Here is a 15,807-nt window from a genome sequence, read left to right as displayed (position 1 = left end):
CTTGTTACCCGCGGCCATGCCGTAAGTATGCTCATACCTGGAGCCAGAATGTGACGGGGCCATCGTTCACCAGCGATACCTGCATATCTGCAGCGAATCGTCCGGTTTGCGTATTCATTTCCTGCTGGCGACAACGCTCAACAAAGTACTCGTAAAGTGCTTCTGCACGATCCGGCGCGGCCCCTTTGGAGAAACTCGGGCGCATGCCGCGCTCGGTATCCGCTGCCAGCGTAAACTGGGAAACCACCAGCACGCTGCCGCCTGCCTGCTGGACGTTCAGGTTCATTTTGCCTTCCGCATCGCTGAAAATACGGTAGCCCAGCACGCGCTCACACAAGCGGTTGGCTTTTTGTTCGTCATCATCCTTTTCGACACCTAACAACACCAAAAGTCCTGGGCCAATTTCACCCGTCACCTCTCCCTCCACGGTGACGCTGGCACGGGTTACGCGCTGTATCAATGCAATCATGGTTGGTCTGCTTCTTGTTGTTTTTCAGCTGCTGCTGCTTTTTTAAGTTCGCGGTATACACCGAGAGTGACAGTTATTTCAGCACCAAGCAAGACGATACACCAGGTCCAGTAGACCCAGACAAACAAAATGGGGATCACCGCCAGCACGCCGTAAATCAGCTGATAGGACGGAAACATGGTGATGTAGAGGGCAAACCCTTTCTTACCGAGCTCAAAGAGCAATGCCGCCACCAGCGCCCCCACGACCGCATCTCGGTTAGGCACGCGCGTGGTCGGCACGACGCTATAGAGCAGCCAGAACGAGAGCCACGACAGGATCAACGGAAAGATGCGAAGCACATTATCAATAGCGCCGTTTAAATCACTCGCCCAGCGCAGGGAGAGCAGATAAGAACTGATTGCCAGGCTCGCCCCGGCCAGCAGCGGCCCCAGCGTGAGGATCATCCAGTACACGGCAAAGGAATAGACCTTTGGCCGCGCTTTTTTACTCCGCCAGATCGTGTTTAGCGCGTTATCGATGGCATACATCAACAGCAGCGCGGTGACGATAAGACCGCACGCCCCCACTGCCGTCATCTTGCTGGAATTGGCAACAAACTGCTCAATGTAGTTCTGGATAACATCCCCGGTTGCCGGAATGAAATTCGCGAAGACAAAATGACGAAGCTGCACGCTGACGTCCGCAAACATCGGAAAGGCGGAGAACAGGGCAAAGATGACCGCCACCAGCGGCACTAACGAGAGCAATGACACGTAAGCGAGGTTACCCGCCAGCGTGGTCATATTGTCCTCATCAATCCGGTGCCAGAGCAGTTTCAGCCAGGCCCGCAGCGGGCGAGTATGGTGCGTGGCTTTTTGATGAACGGTTTTTAGCATAGCTGCTTCGCAAAGTAGTCAGGTATCGTCTCTTTTCCGGTCACCAGAATTGACGTAATACCCAACTGGTTAGCTCCCTCTATATTATCGGCGTTGTCATCGAAAAAGACCGCATCGGCCGCGGTGAATCCCTCTGCCTGCAGAACAGCCTGATAAATTCGCGCTTCAGGCTTACGCATCCCCATCTCCTGCGAGAGATAGATCTTATCCGCCGCCGCCTTAACTTCAGGGTACTCCTCAGGCCAGAACGTGGTGTGCAGACGGTTGGTGTTTGACAGCACAACGACCCGATGTCCCTGCTCGCGAAGCTTATGCATGATGTCGATCACCTCAGACCGGATGGCGACAAATACGGCCTGCCAGCCGTGTGAAAACTGCTCGTAGCTTAACGGTAGATCCATCTCCTGACAGAAACGTTCAGCGAATTCTTCGTCGCTGATCTCGCCGCGTTCATGCTGATGGAAGGTCTCACCCATCGCGAAATTTTGCTTTAACGTTGCCAGCGGTACGCGGCTAAAGTCGCTCCATGCACCCAACACGCGATTAAAATCGATATCGACGATGACGTTTCCTAAATCAAAGATATAAAGCATGTTTATCTCCTGCTCGCCGTGGAGAAGTAACTGTAGCGGGAATAAAGAGATTTGACTATGTGTGCGCTCTAAGGTGTACGATCGATTTTTACGGCGCGTTTTTACGACAGTAAAGTGAAGGGACGTTTGACGCGGCAAAAAGCCAGGCCCCCCGGTACTCATCAATCATCAGGCTCAGGTCCCGACCCGGCGTACGGTAAAAGCCCGGTAGCGTTGCGTTGATATCAGCCTCATCCGCATTATCGGCGAAGGTTTTAACAATACGATCGTTATTTAACACGCGCGCATTCTGATGGTAACTGTAGTGAAAATAGATGGTCCGGTTAACTTCAGACACCGTCTGACCAAATAATTTACCGTTAATGATGGTCGCGCCCTCCCGATGCTGCATTCGCCAGGAAACCGTACCCACAAATCGGTTTTTACCAATCGTCCATTCCACATTTCCCGTGCACCGTATCGGCGTACTCGACAAATTCCAGTACGCTAACCAGCCGCTGGTAATAGCCGCCACCAGAATCGCCCCCAGCAAAATAATTCGGTTTCGAAGAGTCATCATTGCTCGTGTGCCCAAAAATAATGGGTGGTACAAAACGCGGCCGCGTCGCGTCGCGGATCCTTATTACAGGCAAACGCCGCGATTCGCTCCGTTTTACTGTAGCCAATGAGAAAAACGTATCGTTTTTCGGCACACAGGCCAGGGTTATTGTTTAACAAGCGCAAGTAATGGTCCTGCATAGGTTCGTTAGGCGCAAAAAAAAGCTGGCAGGCACTGCTGCCCGTAGAAAGTGGAATGTAGTGACTAAACGGCATGTTCTGGTGCTGTTTGTATAACATCCCCCCGTTGATAAGCGCGATCAGCAAAAGCGTTGCGGTCGTTATTATCATCCAGGCCGGACTCTTCACCGCGGTGCTATCGGCAACGACTGCGTCTTTATTGGCTATTATCGGCTCAGCGCCTGGGATAAATCGTTCAACCTGGGTGGCTTCGGAAAGCATAAGCCCACGACGCGAAATCGTTTTTACCGTATCGCGCGGTAACCCCACCTCAGCCAGGGCGTTGCGTAATGTCAAAATAGCCTGATAAAAGGTATTCGGTGTGGTGACGTCATTGCGCTCACCCCATCCCACTATCATTAACTGATTTTGCGAAATTATTTCTCCGGGATGGGTGACGAGATAGAGAAAACAGAGGTTGGCAGGAAGCTGCAATTGTATCGAGCGCCCGGAAATATGATTTACCAGGGTTTTGTTTTCTGGATCATACTCGACCAATTTGTTAATGAGATACAATTTTCCTTTCCTCAGCAATAACAATACTTAACCATACACACCAAAAAGACATACGTATATTTAACAAGAGTATAGGTCAGAAGGATCAGGACGCGATACCATTCCAACTAAGATTAAAAATAACACATTTATTTTCAATAGGTTAAGAGGTGTTTTTCTTAGGTTTTTCTCATCTAAAACGACATAATGAGATTTCATTACACTTCGCCAGACCAAATAATTATATTGAGCCACAACAAGAGAAAAGACGGTCGTTGCGGCAGATTAAAGAAACGAATCTTTAGCTTTTAGTGCTATTTCGTGAATCTTCCCCTGGGATTTTTTTTGTCGAATAATCTTAAGGTACTGACGAATATTCCTGGAATACGTTGACCAACATATGTCCTTTCGCGATGGCTATGGCCTGACAGAATAGGCATCACCAGGAATTTATATTCTTTATCACTATTTTTCATAAACAAGAGAGGGCCACTGGATATGTTTCAAGATTGACACATTTGCATGGCAGTGAAATATTGACGGTGAAAATAAGACAGGAGTGGACTGGATGATAACATCGTCGCATAAGGTTGTCCGCTGTATAAGTTGTGAATTGTCCTGTCAGTTATATCCAGATAACGCAGTACGTTCACAATATTGTGGAAACGCCTCGTTCGCAGTTTGGCCAGGTGATAACCATTTCCTGCAGATTGCAGTAGAAAATAAAATAGTGCGAGGAAACAAGAATCACTTATTACGCGGATTTATATTTGTAGACTTTTCGATGTACAACCTGCGCGCACTTGCCGATCCGCAATGGATTGAACGTCTGGCGAGAACTAACATGAACATTGTGATTATCTCAGACCGCAAGCTGGAAGCATTGGCCAATTATTTTCTCACTCACCGCAGTGAAATAAAGGGAGTTATTTATTCGGATGACAGTGACATTATATTAAAAGATAAAATTAGCCATCTATTCACCGGGAGACGAGTGAATAGCAGACGCGGCAGTATCTTAAATGCTGTTGAATTCACGTTACTTAACAGATTTTTGTCAGGAGCGTGCCTTCAGGAGATTATAAAAACAGACGGCATTGATGTTAAAAAAATTTACGTCCATAAAATACGACTTGAGAGGAAGTTAGGCACCAGCATTCATAAAATTCTCGTTTCTATTTTGTAATTTCAACCTGTTTACCTACCCACATTTAATGGTGTGGAGGATGTTCTACGCCTGAAAGAAAGGGGGCAGTCATGCCATATTTAATGAAACACTCACCAGTCGCCGCTGCGATTTCGCTGGCGTTGTCGTCAGCGCTATTTACCGCACATGCAGCGGTAATAGATTTTTCTAATTTACCCGCTTCCGGAGCGGTAACGGATTTGCCTGCAGAAATACAGGCGATGATACCTGCAACGGCAAACACGAACTTTAGCAAAAATACCGGCGATCCTAACTATGTCTACCAGTACAGCGCCGGTAATATCCCGATCTACGGAGATGGGATCACCCTCGAAGGGCCTGGGGCGGAAGCCTTTGAGCATTCCGTTACCGTTATTCAGAACTCCACGTCCGGCAGTCCGGGGGTGATATTTGGTGACGATCTGACTATTCGCACCCAGTCAAAAGTGGCTGCCAATAATGGTAAAGACGTCGACGGTATTCGTACTCACGGTATGAACACGCCGGACAACCCGGTATTTATCATTACCGGCGACCGCACCCATATTTACGTTAATGGCCAAAGCGGTGACGGCATCAATGCCGGCTACAGCTCCTTCAGCCAGGGATCGCTTGGCTCCGCCAATATTTATGTGGGGGACGATCTCTATATCGAAACCACGGGCAGCACAGGACGCGGGATTAGCGCCTATGCACTGAATGATGCGTCGAAGGCAAAAAATAACGTTATCGTCGGCGATCGTGCCCATATTGTGACGCGCGGTACCTACGCCGAAGGGATCCGCACCAACCAGAGCGGCTCTTACGTTCGTCTGGGAGATGAGGCGACCATCGAAACGTACGGCACATCGGCCTATGGCCTGTATGCGGGCTCTGCGTCAAAAATTGAGCTAGGCAAAAGCGCGACGATTACCACCGACGCGGCCAGTGCTTCCGGGGTTTATTCTACCGGCTCGTCAACTATCACCCTTGATGAAGGTGCCACTATCACGACCAACGGTGCCAGCGCGCATGGCGTCTATGCTTACACCGGTGCGGTGAATCTTGGAGATAACATCACCATTGCGGTAAACAGCAGCGAGAAAACCAGCAGCTCTGCGCAAGCGCCGCACGGGATGTATGCCTGGTCACGCGGTGTGATAGCCCTCGCGGGTGGTGCAACCATTACCACCGCAGGCCATCGCGACAACGGTAGCTATGCCCTGAACGCCAGTAACGGCGGGGTAATTGACACGTCCGCTGGAGGCAAATTCATCCTCAACGGCGATGTCCTTTCCGCGGGCGGCGTCGCGGCCACCAGCACACTTCCCGCACAAAACAGTACCATTACGCTGACGATGGATGACAACTCCTTGTGGAATGGTGCGTCCTTCATTGAGAGCAACGCCGCGGGTACCGGTACTATCGCACTGACGATGAATGATGCCGTCTGGAATCTGCGCGACAGCTCCACGCTAACCAGCCTGACGCTGAATGCGGGCGGCACGATTAATTTTCAGCATGCAGAGGACGCGGCGTGGCAAACGCTGACCATCAAGGATGATTTTATCGGCAACGGCGGCAAGCTGGTTTTCAATACCGTGCTGTTTGACGACACTTCGGAAACGGACAAACTGATTGTTGAAGGCAACACGTCCGGTCATACCGGGGTGGAAGTGAACAACATTGGCGGTACTGGCGCGCAAACCGTAGAAGGGATTGAAATTGTCAGCGTTGGCGGTAACTCTGACGGGACGTTTGAGAAAGTCAGCCGTATCGTGGCGGGCGGTTATGACTATAACGTGGTGCAAAAAGGTAAAAACTGGTTTCTGACCAGCCTGGCCGAGCCCGTTGATCCAGTTGACCCACCGGTCGACCCCGTAGACCCGCCTGTTGACCCCGTGGACCCACCAGTCGACCCGGTAGATCCGCCCGTTGACCCGGTGATTCCGCCGCAAGAGCCGGTCCCACCGCCTGCACCACCGAAAAGCGAGCATCAGTATCGCCCGGAATTTGGTAGCTATCTGGCAAACAGCTATGCGGCAAATACGCTGTTTATGACCCGCCTGCACGATCGTCTGGGTGAAACGCAGTACACCGACATGCTCACTGGCGAGCAGAAAGTGACGAGCCTGTGGATGCGTAACGTCGGCGGTCATACGCGTTTCAGAGACGGCGGCCAGTTAAAAACCACCGCCAATCGCTACGTGCTGCAGTTGGGTGGCGATGTCGCCCAGTGGAGCACCGACGGTCTGGACCGTTGGCATCTTGGCCTGATGGCGGGCTACGGCAACAGTCAGAGCCGGAGCGCTTCCAGCCTGACCGGCTACCACTCACGCGGTGAAGTGAATGGCTATAGCGTCGGTCTGTACGGTACCTGGTACGCAAACGACGCGGATAAAAGTGGCACTTATGTTGATAGCTGGGTGCTGTATAACTGGTTCGACAATAAGGTGATGGGACAGGATCAGGCCACTGAAAACTATCGCTCCAGCGGCGTGACCGCCTCTGTAGAAGCAGGCTATAGCGTTAAGGTGGGCGAAAGCGGCCGCAACAGCTACTGGCTCCAGCCGAAAGCGCAGGCCGTTTGGATGGACGTGCAGGCTGACGACCATCGCGAACGCAACGGCACGCGGGTGAAAGACGAGACTCAGGGCAACCTGATGACACGTCTCGGCGTGAAGGCCTACATCAGCGGACATAACGCGATTGACGACGGTAAATCACGGACCTTCCAGCCATTTATCGAAGCGAACTGGATCCACAACACCCAGACCACGCGTATCCGCATGGATGACGTTAGCAATGAGATGCGTGGTACGCGCAATATCGGTGAACTCAAGACAGGCGTAGAGGGGCAGATTACGCCGCAGCTTAGCGTATGGGGCAACGTGGCTCAGCAGATAGGCGACAAAGGCTACAGCGATACGCAGGGGATGCTGGGGGTGAAATACAGCTTTAAATAACAATGTTCAAGCCGCTATTTACTCAGCGGCTTTTTTTGCTTCAGGCGATATCATCGCCGGTGCTGGCCAGGACGATTTCAACTTTACTGGATTTCAGATGATTTTGCAGAGCCGAGCCAGGCATCTCGTCGGTGAAGAGTGCAGTGGCCTGCGCCACGTTGCCAATTTCCACCGCAGCGGAGGCGGTAAATTTCGTATGATCGGCCGCTAAAAGAATGTGCCGGGAGTGGGCGATCATGGTTTTCACCACGCTGGCTTCATTGACGTCAAACTCCATCATCGCGCCGTCGTGCTCAATGGCTCCCACGCTCGTCACGAGATAATCCGCCCGAAAACCAGACACAAACGCCGTCGCCGCAGGCCCGATAATCCCGCCATTGTGCGGGCGCAGCGTGCCACCTGGCACCATCACTTCAAAACGCGGGTTCTTATACAGAATGTGCGCCACCCGCAGGCTGTTGGTGATAATGCGCAGATGATTATGGTTCAGCAGCGCCCGGGCAACGTGCTCTACGGTCGTGCCGATGGTGATGAAGATGGTGGAGCCATCGGGAATATAGTCCGCAATGGCTTCGGCAATCGCTCGCTTCTCTTCGGTAAGCGAGACTTCGCGCTGTTCGAACGCCATGTTCACCACGCTGGATGCCCTGCCCGCCCCGCCATGATGACGCGTGATCAGTCCCTGCTCGCTCAGCTTGCGGATATCCCGGCGCACCGTTTGCGTGGAGACATCCAGCAGTTGCGCCAGTTCATCAATGTTCATATAGCCGCGATCGGCAATCAGCGTCAGCAGCTGATCGTGACGCGGGTTGCCGGTCAGTTCGGTAAGACTCATGGGCTGTCCTCTGAAAACCATCTCGCCCCGCATTTTATACAAAAAGTGACAAAAAAGAGCGGGTTTGATCACAGTCGGGTATACCTGCACGCCCACCGGGCTTCGTGCATTTCAGCGCTGCGACGGCACTGGCAAAGCGGACGGCGTCTGTAGTGGACGATTGTTGCCCCAGACTGAACGCCAGCACGCCGTGGAAAACGTCGCCCGCCCCGGTGGTATCCACCACGTCCACCTCAAAGCCGGGCTGATGACGCAATGCGCCGTTTTCCAGCCAGAAGCAGCCGTCTCGCCCCTGAGTGACATACACATGTCCATTTGTGAGCGTTTGTGCTTTTTTCAGTGCATCTTCGGTTTTATCCAGCTGCGTTAAACGCCGCAGCCCCGGCGCGGAGAAGGCCGCGTGGTCGCTTAAGGTAATCAGCTCCGCAATATCCTGTGGGGTAACATCCGCATCCAGCAACGTCGGCACACCTTGCTTACGGGCCAGGGTAAACGCCTGTTTCGCCCCGTCATGCCAGCGCACGTCGGCTAAAACAATATCCCACTGCGAGAAGTCGATTTCATGCAGCCAGTCTGCCGCCGCAGGGAGATCGGGGCTGGGGTAGTTAGCAATCACGCGTTCTCCGCCCGCGTCCACCAGCACCGCCGATTGTGACGATCGGGCACCCTTAAATACGCGGGTGTAACGGGTCTTCACCCCCAGGGATTCCAGCTCCGCGAGCAGCCGTCTGCCGGTATCGTCGTCCCCCACCCGGCCAATAAAATCCACTTCCGCGCCCAGTTTCGCCGCCGCCACAGCCGCAGTTGCCGCCGGGCCGCCCCCCACTTCCGTATAGTCCTTTGCGACATATTTCCCACCTTCCTTGGGTAAGTCATCGAGATACCAGATGCGATCCAGCACGGTAATACCGACACAAACGATGCGAGCCATGGTGATTCCTTCTGCGATTTCTGATGCTTTCATTTTAATTTCATCAAATGTTTAAAAAGTGACTCGTGTCAATTTTTTGACTATAAATTACAAATACGATCAAAAACAGACAACATAAACGCGCAAAAATTGACACGATGTGACAGGAGAGAGGCATGTCAGCAATCGCATTTATCGGTTTAGGACAGATGGGCGCGCCAATGGCGAAGAATCTGTTGAAACAAGGTCATCAGCTTCACGTCTTCGATGTGAACCCGCAGGCGGTTCAGGCGCTGGTAGAGAGTGGCGCACGGGCGGTGACAACACCCGCGCAGGCCGCCACGGACGCCGAATTCGTCATCACCATGCTGCCAAACGGCGACCTGGTACGCAGCGTGCTGTTTGGCGAAAACGGCGTGTGCGAAGGATTGTCCCGCGACGCGCTAGTCATTGATATGTCCACCATACACCCACTGCAAACCGACGCGCTGATCCGCGACATGGCTGAACGCGGCTTCAGCCTGATGGATGTGCCTGTCGGACGCACCTCAGATCATGCCATCGCCGGCACGCTGCTCCTGCTGGCAGGCGGCACGGCGCAGCAAATTGAGCGCGCCACTCCGGTCTTAATGGCGATGGGCAATGAGCTGATTAATGCCGGCGGGCCGGGCATGGGCATCCGCGTGAAGCTTATCAATAACTACATGAGCATTGCCCTGAACGCTCTCTCGGCGGAGGCGGCCGTACTGTGTGAAGCACTGGGGCTCTCATTTGATGTGGCGCTGAAGGTTATGAGCGGTACGCCTGCGGGTAAAGGCCACTTCACGACCTCATGGCCGAACAAGGTGTTGAAAGGGGATCTTTCACCCGCCTTCATGATCGACCTTGCGCATAAAGATCTGGGGATCGCCCTCGACGTGGCTAACCAACTCCACGTTCCGATGCCGCTGGGCGCGGCCTCCCGCGAGGTTTACAACCAGGCACGCGCCGCTGGGCGCGGGCGCGAGGACTGGACGGCCATTCTTGAACAGGTTCGCGCATCTGCCGGGCTGAAAAAAACACTCTGATACGAAAGGACTGAGGAATGACGATGTACACCCTGAAAGATATCACCCGACCTTCCGGCGGTTTTGCGATGCTGGCCGTGGATCAGCGCGAAGCGATGCGCCTGATGTTTGCTGCAGCAGGCGCGCCGGTTCCGGTAACCGACCAGCACCTGACCGATTTTAAGGTCAACGCGGCAAAAATTCTGTCACCGTACGCCTCTGCCATTCTCGTCGACCAGCAGTTCTGCTATCGCCAGATTGTCGAGCAGCAGGCCGTAGCTAAAAGCTGCGCAATGATTGTGGCCGCCGACGAGTTTATCCCGGGGAACGGTCTTCCGGTCGACAGCGTAGTGATCGACAAGAACGTCGACGCGCAGGCGGTCAAACGCGATGGCGGCAAAGCGCTGAAGTTGCTGGTGCTGTGGCGCAGCGATGAAGATCCGCAGCAGCGCCTTGAGATGGTGAAAGCGTTCAACACGCTCTGCCACGATAACGGTCTGCTGAGCATTATCGAGCCGGTGGTGCGTCCGCCACGTCGCGGTGCCGCGTTTAACCGCGAACAGGCGATTATCGACGCGGCCAAAGAGCTGGGCGACAGCGGTGCCGACCTCTACAAAGTGGAGATGCCGCTGTTTGGCAAGGGCACGCAGCAGGCGCTGCTGACGGCCTCGCAAAAGCTGAATGAGAACATCGCCATGCCGTGGGTGATCCTCTCGTCCGGCGTGGACGATAAGTTATTCCCGCGCGCCGTAAGCGTCGCCATGCAGGCGGGGGCATCGGGTTTTTTAGCCGGTCGTGCCGTCTGGTCCTCTGTGATTGGCCTGCCGGACACCGAGCTGATGCTGCGTGATATCTCCGTCCCCAAACTTCAGCGTCTGGGTGAGATCGTCGACGAAATGATGGCTCGCCGTTAAGAAAGGACCCGAACATGAAATGGTTTAACACCCTGAGCCATAACCGCTGGCTCGAGCAAGAGACCGACCGCATTCTCGATTTCGGTAAAAACGCCGCCGTACCGACCGGCTTTGGCTGGCTGGGCAATAACGGCCAGGTGCGTAGCGATATGGGCACGCATCTGTGGATCACCGCGCGTATGCTGCACGTTTACGCGGTGGCGGCGAACATGGGGCGTCCCGGTGCGTATGCCCTGGTTGAGCACGGTATTAATGCCCTGAATGGCCCGCTGCGCGACAAGCAGCACGGCGGCTGGTACGCCTGCGTTAACGATGAAGGCGTGATTGATGCGTCCAAGCAGGGCTATCAGCACTTCTTCGTCCTGCTGGGTGCGGCGAGCGCCGTCACCACCGGCCACCCGCAGGCGCGGAGGCTGCTGGACGATGCCATCGAGGTGATTGAGCGCTACTTCTGGAGCGAACAGGAGCAGATGTGCCTGGAGTCATGGGATGAAGCCTTCAGCAAAACAGAAGATTACCGCGGCGGTAACGCCAACATGCACGCCGTAGAAGCCTTCCTGATCGTTTATGACGTGACCCACGACCGCAAATGGCTCGACCGCGCCCTGCGTATCGCGTCGGTGATTATTCATGACGTAGCGCGCAGAGGTGAGTATCGCGTTAACGAGCATTTCGACACCAACTGGAACCCGATCCGCGACTACAACATTGATAATCCCGCCCACCGTTTCCGCGCCTACGGTGGCACGCCGGGGCACTGGATTGAATGGGGCCGCCTGATGCTGCACCTGCGCGCCGCGCTGGAAGCGCGCTTTGAAACCCCGCCAGAATGGCTGCTGGAAGATGCGAAAGGACTGTTCCACGCCACCATCCGCGACGCCTGGGCACCCGACGGGGCGGACGGGTTTGTCTACTCCGTGGGCTGGGACGGCAAGCCTATTGTGCGTGAACGCGTGCGCTGGCCAATCGTCGAGGCGATGGGCACGGCCTATGCCCTCTATACCGTGACCGGCGAAGCGCTGTACGAGGCCTGGTATCAGAAGTGGTGGGATTACTGCATCAAGTACCTGATGGATTACGAAAACGGTTCCTGGTGGCAGGAGCTGGACACCAATAACGAAGTGACGACCAAAGTCTGGGACGGCAAGCAGGATATTTACCACCTGCTGCACTGCCTGGTGATCCCCCGCCTGCCGCTGGCGCCGGGCTTAGCGCCTGCCGTCGCCGCCGGATTACTGGACAGTCAGGCTAAATAATAAAGACGGAGTGTTTATGCGTACCCTACACAATATTGACCTGAAAAATAACGAAAGTGGCTTCACCCTGCGCTGGCAGGACCGTCTGATTTTATCCCACACCGCGGATGCCCCTTGCCTGTGGATTGGCGCAGGTGAGGCGGATATCGAGATGTTTCGCGGCAACTTCAGCATCAAAGACAAGCTCAACGAAAAGATTGCCCTGACGAACGCGACCGTCACGCAGCAAAGCGCGGGCTGGGCAATCCGCTTTACCCTCGGCGACGCGGTGAGCGCGACGCTGCTGGTGGGCGTGGATGCGGAAGGCCGTCTGGAGCTGAAGCTGAAAAATGACGCCGCCAGCCATAACCGCATCTGGCTGCGGCTGGCAGCACAGCCGGAAGATCATATCTACGGTTGCGGCGAGCAGTTCTCTTACTTCGACCTGCGCGGCAAGCCGTTCCCGCTGTGGACCAGCGAGCAGGGTGTGGGCCGTAACAAGCAGACCTACATCACCTGGCAGGCCGACTGCAAAGAGAATGCGGGGGGCGACTACTACTGGACCTTCTTCCCGCAGCCTACCTTCGTGAGCACCCAGAAGTACTACTGCCACGTGGATAACAGCTGCTATATGAACTTTGACTTCAGCGCGCCGGACTTCCACGAGCTGGCGTTCTGGGAAGATAACGCCACGCTGCGCTTCGAATGTGCGGAAACGTACGTCGATCTACTGGAAAAACTGACCGGACTGCTGGGGCGTCAGCCAGAGCTACCGGACTGGGTGTACGACGGCGTGACGCTGGGCATTCAGGGCGGCACCGAGGTGTGCCAGCAGAAGCTCGACACCATGCGTAACGGCGGCGTAAAGGTCAACGGCATCTGGGCGCAGGACTGGTCCGGCATTCGCATGACCTCCTTCGGCAAGCGCGTGATGTGGAACTGGAAGTGGAACAGCGCGCTCTATCCGCAGCTTGATGCGCGGATTGCGAAGTGGAAAGAGGAAGGCGTGCAGTTCCTCTCCTATATCAACCCGTACGTCGCCAGCGATAAAGATCTCTGCGAAGAGGCGTCGAAGCGCGGCTATCTGACCAAAAACGCCGACGGCAAGGACTACCACGTTGAGTTCGGCGAGTTCTACGCGGGCGTTATCGACCTGACCAACCCGGAAGCCTACGACTGGTACAAAGAAGTCATCAAAAAGAATCTGATCGAACTGGGCTGCGGCGGCTGGATGGCCGATTTCGGGGAGTACCTGCCGACCGACACCTTCCTGCATAACGGCGTGAGCGCGGAGATCATGCATAACGCCTGGCCTGCCCTGTGGGCCAAATGTAACTACGAGGCGCTGGAAGAGACCGGCAAGCTCGGCGAGATCCTGTTCTTCATGCGCGCGGGCTACACCGGCAGCCAGAAGCACTCGGTGATGATGTGGGCGGGGGATCAGAATGTCGACTGGAGCCTGGACGACGGTCTGGCATCCGTCATCCCTGCGGCGCTGTCGCTGGCGATGACCGGGCACGGCCTGCACCACAGCGACATCGGCGGCTATACCACGCTGTTCGAGATGAAGCGCAGCAAAGAGCTGCTGCTGCGCTGGTGCGACTTCAGCGCCTTTACGCCGATGATGCGTACCCATGAGGGCAACCGTCCAGGCGATAACTGGCAGTTCGACGGCGACGCGGAAACCATCGCGCACTTCGCGCGCATGACCACCGTCTTCACCACCCTGAAGCCGTATATCAAAGCCGCCGTCGCGCAGAACGCAAAAAGCGGCCTGCCGGTGATGCGTCCGCTGTTCCTGCACTATGAGGACGACGCGCGCGCCTACACGCTGAAATACCAGTACCTGTTTGGCCGCGACCTGCTGGTGGCGCCGGTTTATGAAGAGGGGCGCCGCGACTGGTCGCTCTATCTGCCGCAGGACGGCTGGGTGAATGCGTGGACTGGGGAAACCTGCCAGGGCGGTGACGTGACCGTTGATGCCCCGCTCGGCAAGCCGCCTGTCTTCTACCGCCAGCACAGCGAATGGGCAGATCTGTTTAGCACCTTACGTGATATTTGATAAGGCTCGCCCGCAGGGCAGCCTGCGGGCAGACGGAGAACAATAATGAGTCAACATACTTCCGATCCGGCAACCCTACGCCTGCCGTTTAAAGAAAAACTCGCCTACGGGATGGGCGATCTCGGCTCAAACATCCTGCTGGACATCGGCACGCTTTATCTGCTGAAGTTTTACACCGACGTGCTGGGGCTGCCCGGCACCTACGGCGGAATTATCTTCCTGATTGCGAAGTTTTTTACCGCCTTCACCGATATGGGCACCGGGATCATGCTCGACTCCCGGCGCAAGATTGGCCCGAAAGGGAAATTTCGCCCGTTCGTGCTGTACGCGGCGTTCCCGGTGACCTTACTGGCGATTGCCAACTTCGTCGGCACGCCGTTTGAAATCACCGGTAAAACGGTGATGGCAACGGTGCTGTTCATGCTGTACGGCCTGTTCTTCAGCATGATGAACTGCTCCTACGGCGCGATGGTACCCGCCATTACCAAAAACCCGGACGAGCGCGCCTCGCTGGCCGCCTGGCGTCAGGGCGGCGCTACACTGGGCCTGCTGCTTTGTACCGTGGGTTTTGTTCCGGTGATGAACCTGATTGAAGGCAATGACCAGCTTGGCTACATCTTTGCCGCCACCCTCTTCTCGCTGTTCGGGCTGTTTTTTATGTGGTGGTGCTACAAGGGGGTGACCGAGCGTTACGTCGAGGCGCAGCCCGCTAACCCGGCGCAAAAACCGGGGCTGCTGCAGTCATTTCGCGCCATCGCCGGAAACCGTCCGCTGTTTATCCTGTGCATCGCGAACCTGTGCACGCTGGGTGCCTTTAACGTCAAACTTGCCATTCAGGTCTACTACACGCAGTACGTGCTGAACGACCCGATCCTGCTGTCGTACATGGGCTTCTTCAGCATGGGCTGCATTTTTATCGGCGTCTTTATGATGCCCGGCGCGGTGCGGCGCTTCGGCAAGAAAAAAGTCTACATCAGCGGGCTGACGATTTGGGTGGCGGGCGATCTGCTCAACTACTTCTTCGGCGGCGGCTCGGTGAGCTTTGTGGCGTTCTCCTGCCTGGCGTTCTTCGGTTCCGCGTTTGTGAATAGCCTGAACTGGGCGCTGGTGTCCGATACCGTGGAGTACGGCGAGTGGCGCACCGGCGTGCGCTCCGAAGGGACGGTCTACACCGGCTTTACCTTCTTCAGGAAAGTATCCCAGGCGCTGGCAGGCTTCTTCCCGGGGATCATGCTCACGCAGATCGGCTATGTGCCCAACGTGGTGCAATCCAGTGGCACGGTTGAAGGGCTGCGGCAGCTGATATTTATCTACCCGAGCCTGCTGGCGGTCATCACCATCGTGGCGATGGGCTGCTTCTATAACCTCAACGAGAAGATGTATGTGCGCATCGTCGAAGAAATCGAACTGCGCAAACGTACGGCATAAATGACGTGATAGAGCGCCCTGCGGGGCGCTCTGA

Annotated in this window: 14 protein-coding genes; 7 read left to right on the top strand and 7 right to left on the bottom strand. The window is 55.3% G+C overall.

From position 1 onward, the window contains the following. Positions 1–31: 31 nt before the first annotated feature. The 5 genes from dtd to BFG58_RS10230 form a co-directional block, all read right to left on the bottom strand. Positions 32–469 (bottom strand): D-aminoacyl-tRNA deacylase, encoded by a 438-nt coding sequence (gene dtd, locus BFG58_RS10250; protein WP_008501836.1) that lies wholly within the window; start codon positions 467–469, stop codon positions 32–34. Next, the gene (locus tag BFG58_RS10245) at positions 466–1,347 is read right to left on the bottom strand and encodes a virulence factor BrkB family protein (protein WP_045909090.1); all 882 of its coding nucleotides are present in this window, start codon (positions 1,345–1,347) and stop codon (positions 466–468) included. The genes dtd and BFG58_RS10245 overlap by 4 nt, the downstream gene beginning before the upstream one ends. Continuing rightward, positions 1,341–1,940, bottom strand: coding sequence for a glucose-1-phosphatase (yihX, locus tag BFG58_RS10240; protein WP_069719775.1), 600 nt, complete (start codon positions 1,938–1,940; stop codon positions 1,341–1,343). The genes BFG58_RS10245 and yihX overlap by 7 nt, the downstream gene beginning before the upstream one ends. Positions 1,941–2,028: 88 nt before the next feature. Next, positions 2,029–2,499 (bottom strand): hypothetical protein, encoded by a 471-nt coding sequence (locus tag BFG58_RS10235; protein WP_069719774.1) that lies wholly within the window; start codon positions 2,497–2,499, stop codon positions 2,029–2,031. Then, a complete protein-coding gene (locus tag BFG58_RS10230) occupies positions 2,496–3,233 on the bottom strand; it encodes a winged helix-turn-helix domain-containing protein (RefSeq protein WP_069719773.1) in 738 nt (245 codons plus the stop codon). The genes BFG58_RS10235 and BFG58_RS10230 overlap by 4 nt, the downstream gene beginning before the upstream one ends. A 547-nt stretch (positions 3,234–3,780) precedes the next feature. On the opposite strand from BFG58_RS10230, the gene BFG58_RS10225 reads away from it, so the two are divergent. Beyond that, a complete protein-coding gene (locus tag BFG58_RS10225; RefSeq protein WP_069719772.1) occupies positions 3,781–4,398 on the top strand; it encodes a transcriptional regulator in 618 nt (205 codons plus the stop codon). 71 nt (positions 4,399–4,469) lie between these two features. After that, complete coding sequence (locus BFG58_RS10220; protein ID WP_069719771.1) at positions 4,470–7,343, top strand: autotransporter outer membrane beta-barrel domain-containing protein; 2,874 nt, start codon at positions 4,470–4,472, stop codon at positions 7,341–7,343. 40 nt (positions 7,344–7,383) lie between these two features. On the opposite strand, the gene BFG58_RS10215 is transcribed toward BFG58_RS10220, so the two are convergent. Together BFG58_RS10215 and BFG58_RS10210 are read right to left on the bottom strand one after the other, a co-directional pair. Further along, positions 7,384–8,178, bottom strand: a complete 795-nt coding sequence (locus BFG58_RS10215; RefSeq protein ID WP_069719770.1) for a DeoR/GlpR family DNA-binding transcription regulator — start codon at positions 8,176–8,178, stop codon at positions 7,384–7,386. A gap of 34 nt (positions 8,179–8,212) precedes the next feature. Beyond that, positions 8,213–9,109: a sugar kinase gene (locus tag BFG58_RS10210; protein WP_069719793.1), complete on the bottom strand. Its 897-nt coding sequence runs from the start codon at positions 9,107–9,109 to the stop codon at positions 8,213–8,215. Positions 9,110–9,264: 155 nt separating this feature from the next. On the opposite strand from BFG58_RS10210, the gene yihU reads away from it, so the two are divergent. From yihU to BFG58_RS10185, 5 genes are read left to right on the top strand one after another with little or no spacing between them, the layout of a single operon-like run. Further along, positions 9,265–10,155: a sulfolactaldehyde 3-reductase gene (gene yihU, locus BFG58_RS10205; RefSeq protein WP_069719769.1), complete on the top strand. Its 891-nt coding sequence runs from the start codon at positions 9,265–9,267 to the stop codon at positions 10,153–10,155. A gap of 17 nt (positions 10,156–10,172) precedes the next feature. Further along, positions 10,173–11,048: a sulfofructosephosphate aldolase gene (gene yihT / locus BFG58_RS10200; protein ID WP_069719768.1), complete on the top strand. Its 876-nt coding sequence runs from the start codon at positions 10,173–10,175 to the stop codon at positions 11,046–11,048. Between the two features lie 14 nt (positions 11,049–11,062). After that, positions 11,063–12,304, top strand: a complete 1,242-nt coding sequence (gene yihS / locus BFG58_RS10195) for a sulfoquinovose isomerase (RefSeq protein WP_069719767.1) — start codon at positions 11,063–11,065, stop codon at positions 12,302–12,304. 16 nt (positions 12,305–12,320) lie between these two features. Beyond that, positions 12,321–14,345 carry an alpha-glucosidase gene (locus BFG58_RS10190; protein WP_069719766.1) on the top strand — a complete coding sequence of 675 codons (2,025 nt, stop codon included), beginning with the start codon at positions 12,321–12,323 and terminating at the stop codon, positions 14,343–14,345. Between the two features lie 45 nt (positions 14,346–14,390). Continuing rightward, positions 14,391–15,773: an MFS transporter gene (locus BFG58_RS10185; RefSeq protein WP_023326344.1), complete on the top strand. Its 1,383-nt coding sequence runs from the start codon at positions 14,391–14,393 to the stop codon at positions 15,771–15,773. Positions 15,774–15,807: the final 34 nt, after the last annotated feature.

It is taken from the genome of Enterobacter sp. ku-bf2, assembly GCF_001742765.1.
GTDB lineage: Bacteria > Pseudomonadota > Gammaproteobacteria > Enterobacterales > Enterobacteriaceae > Enterobacter > Enterobacter quasiroggenkampii.
The sequence above is the reverse complement of the archived record's forward strand: the minus strand, read 5'-3'. Positions and strand labels throughout refer to the sequence as shown.

Excerpts from the sequence above, each read along its gene's own strand:
- BFG58_RS10190 (WP_069719766.1), top strand. The coding sequence starts at position 12,321 with ATGCGTACCCTACACAATATTGACCTGAAAAATAACGAAAGTGGCTTC.
- yihS (WP_069719767.1), top strand. The coding sequence starts at position 11,063 with ATGAAATGGTTTAACACCCTGAGCCATAACCGCTGGCTCGAGCAAGAG.
- BFG58_RS10225 (WP_069719772.1), top strand. The coding sequence starts at position 3,781 with ATGATAACATCGTCGCATAAGGTTGTCCGCTGTATAAGTTGTGAATTG.
- yihX (WP_069719775.1), bottom strand. The coding sequence starts at position 1,940 with ATGCTTTATATCTTTGATTTAGGAAACGTCATCGTCGATATCGATTTT.
- BFG58_RS10245 (WP_045909090.1), bottom strand. The coding sequence starts at position 1,347 with ATGCTAAAAACCGTTCATCAAAAAGCCACGCACCATACTCGCCCGCTG.
- BFG58_RS10220 (WP_069719771.1), top strand. The coding sequence starts at position 4,470 with ATGCCATATTTAATGAAACACTCACCAGTCGCCGCTGCGATTTCGCTG.
- BFG58_RS10185 (WP_023326344.1), top strand. The coding sequence starts at position 14,391 with ATGAGTCAACATACTTCCGATCCGGCAACCCTACGCCTGCCGTTTAAA.
- BFG58_RS10235 (WP_069719774.1), bottom strand. The coding sequence starts at position 2,499 with ATGATGACTCTTCGAAACCGAATTATTTTGCTGGGGGCGATTCTGGTG.
- yihT (WP_069719768.1), top strand. The coding sequence starts at position 10,173 with ATGACGATGTACACCCTGAAAGATATCACCCGACCTTCCGGCGGTTTT.
- yihU (WP_069719769.1), top strand. The coding sequence starts at position 9,265 with ATGTCAGCAATCGCATTTATCGGTTTAGGACAGATGGGCGCGCCAATG.
- BFG58_RS10210 (WP_069719793.1), bottom strand. The coding sequence starts at position 9,109 with ATGGCTCGCATCGTTTGTGTCGGTATTACCGTGCTGGATCGCATCTGG.
- BFG58_RS10215 (WP_069719770.1), bottom strand. The coding sequence starts at position 8,178 with ATGAGTCTTACCGAACTGACCGGCAACCCGCGTCACGATCAGCTGCTG.
- dtd (WP_008501836.1), bottom strand. The coding sequence starts at position 469 with ATGATTGCATTGATACAGCGCGTAACCCGTGCCAGCGTCACCGTGGAG.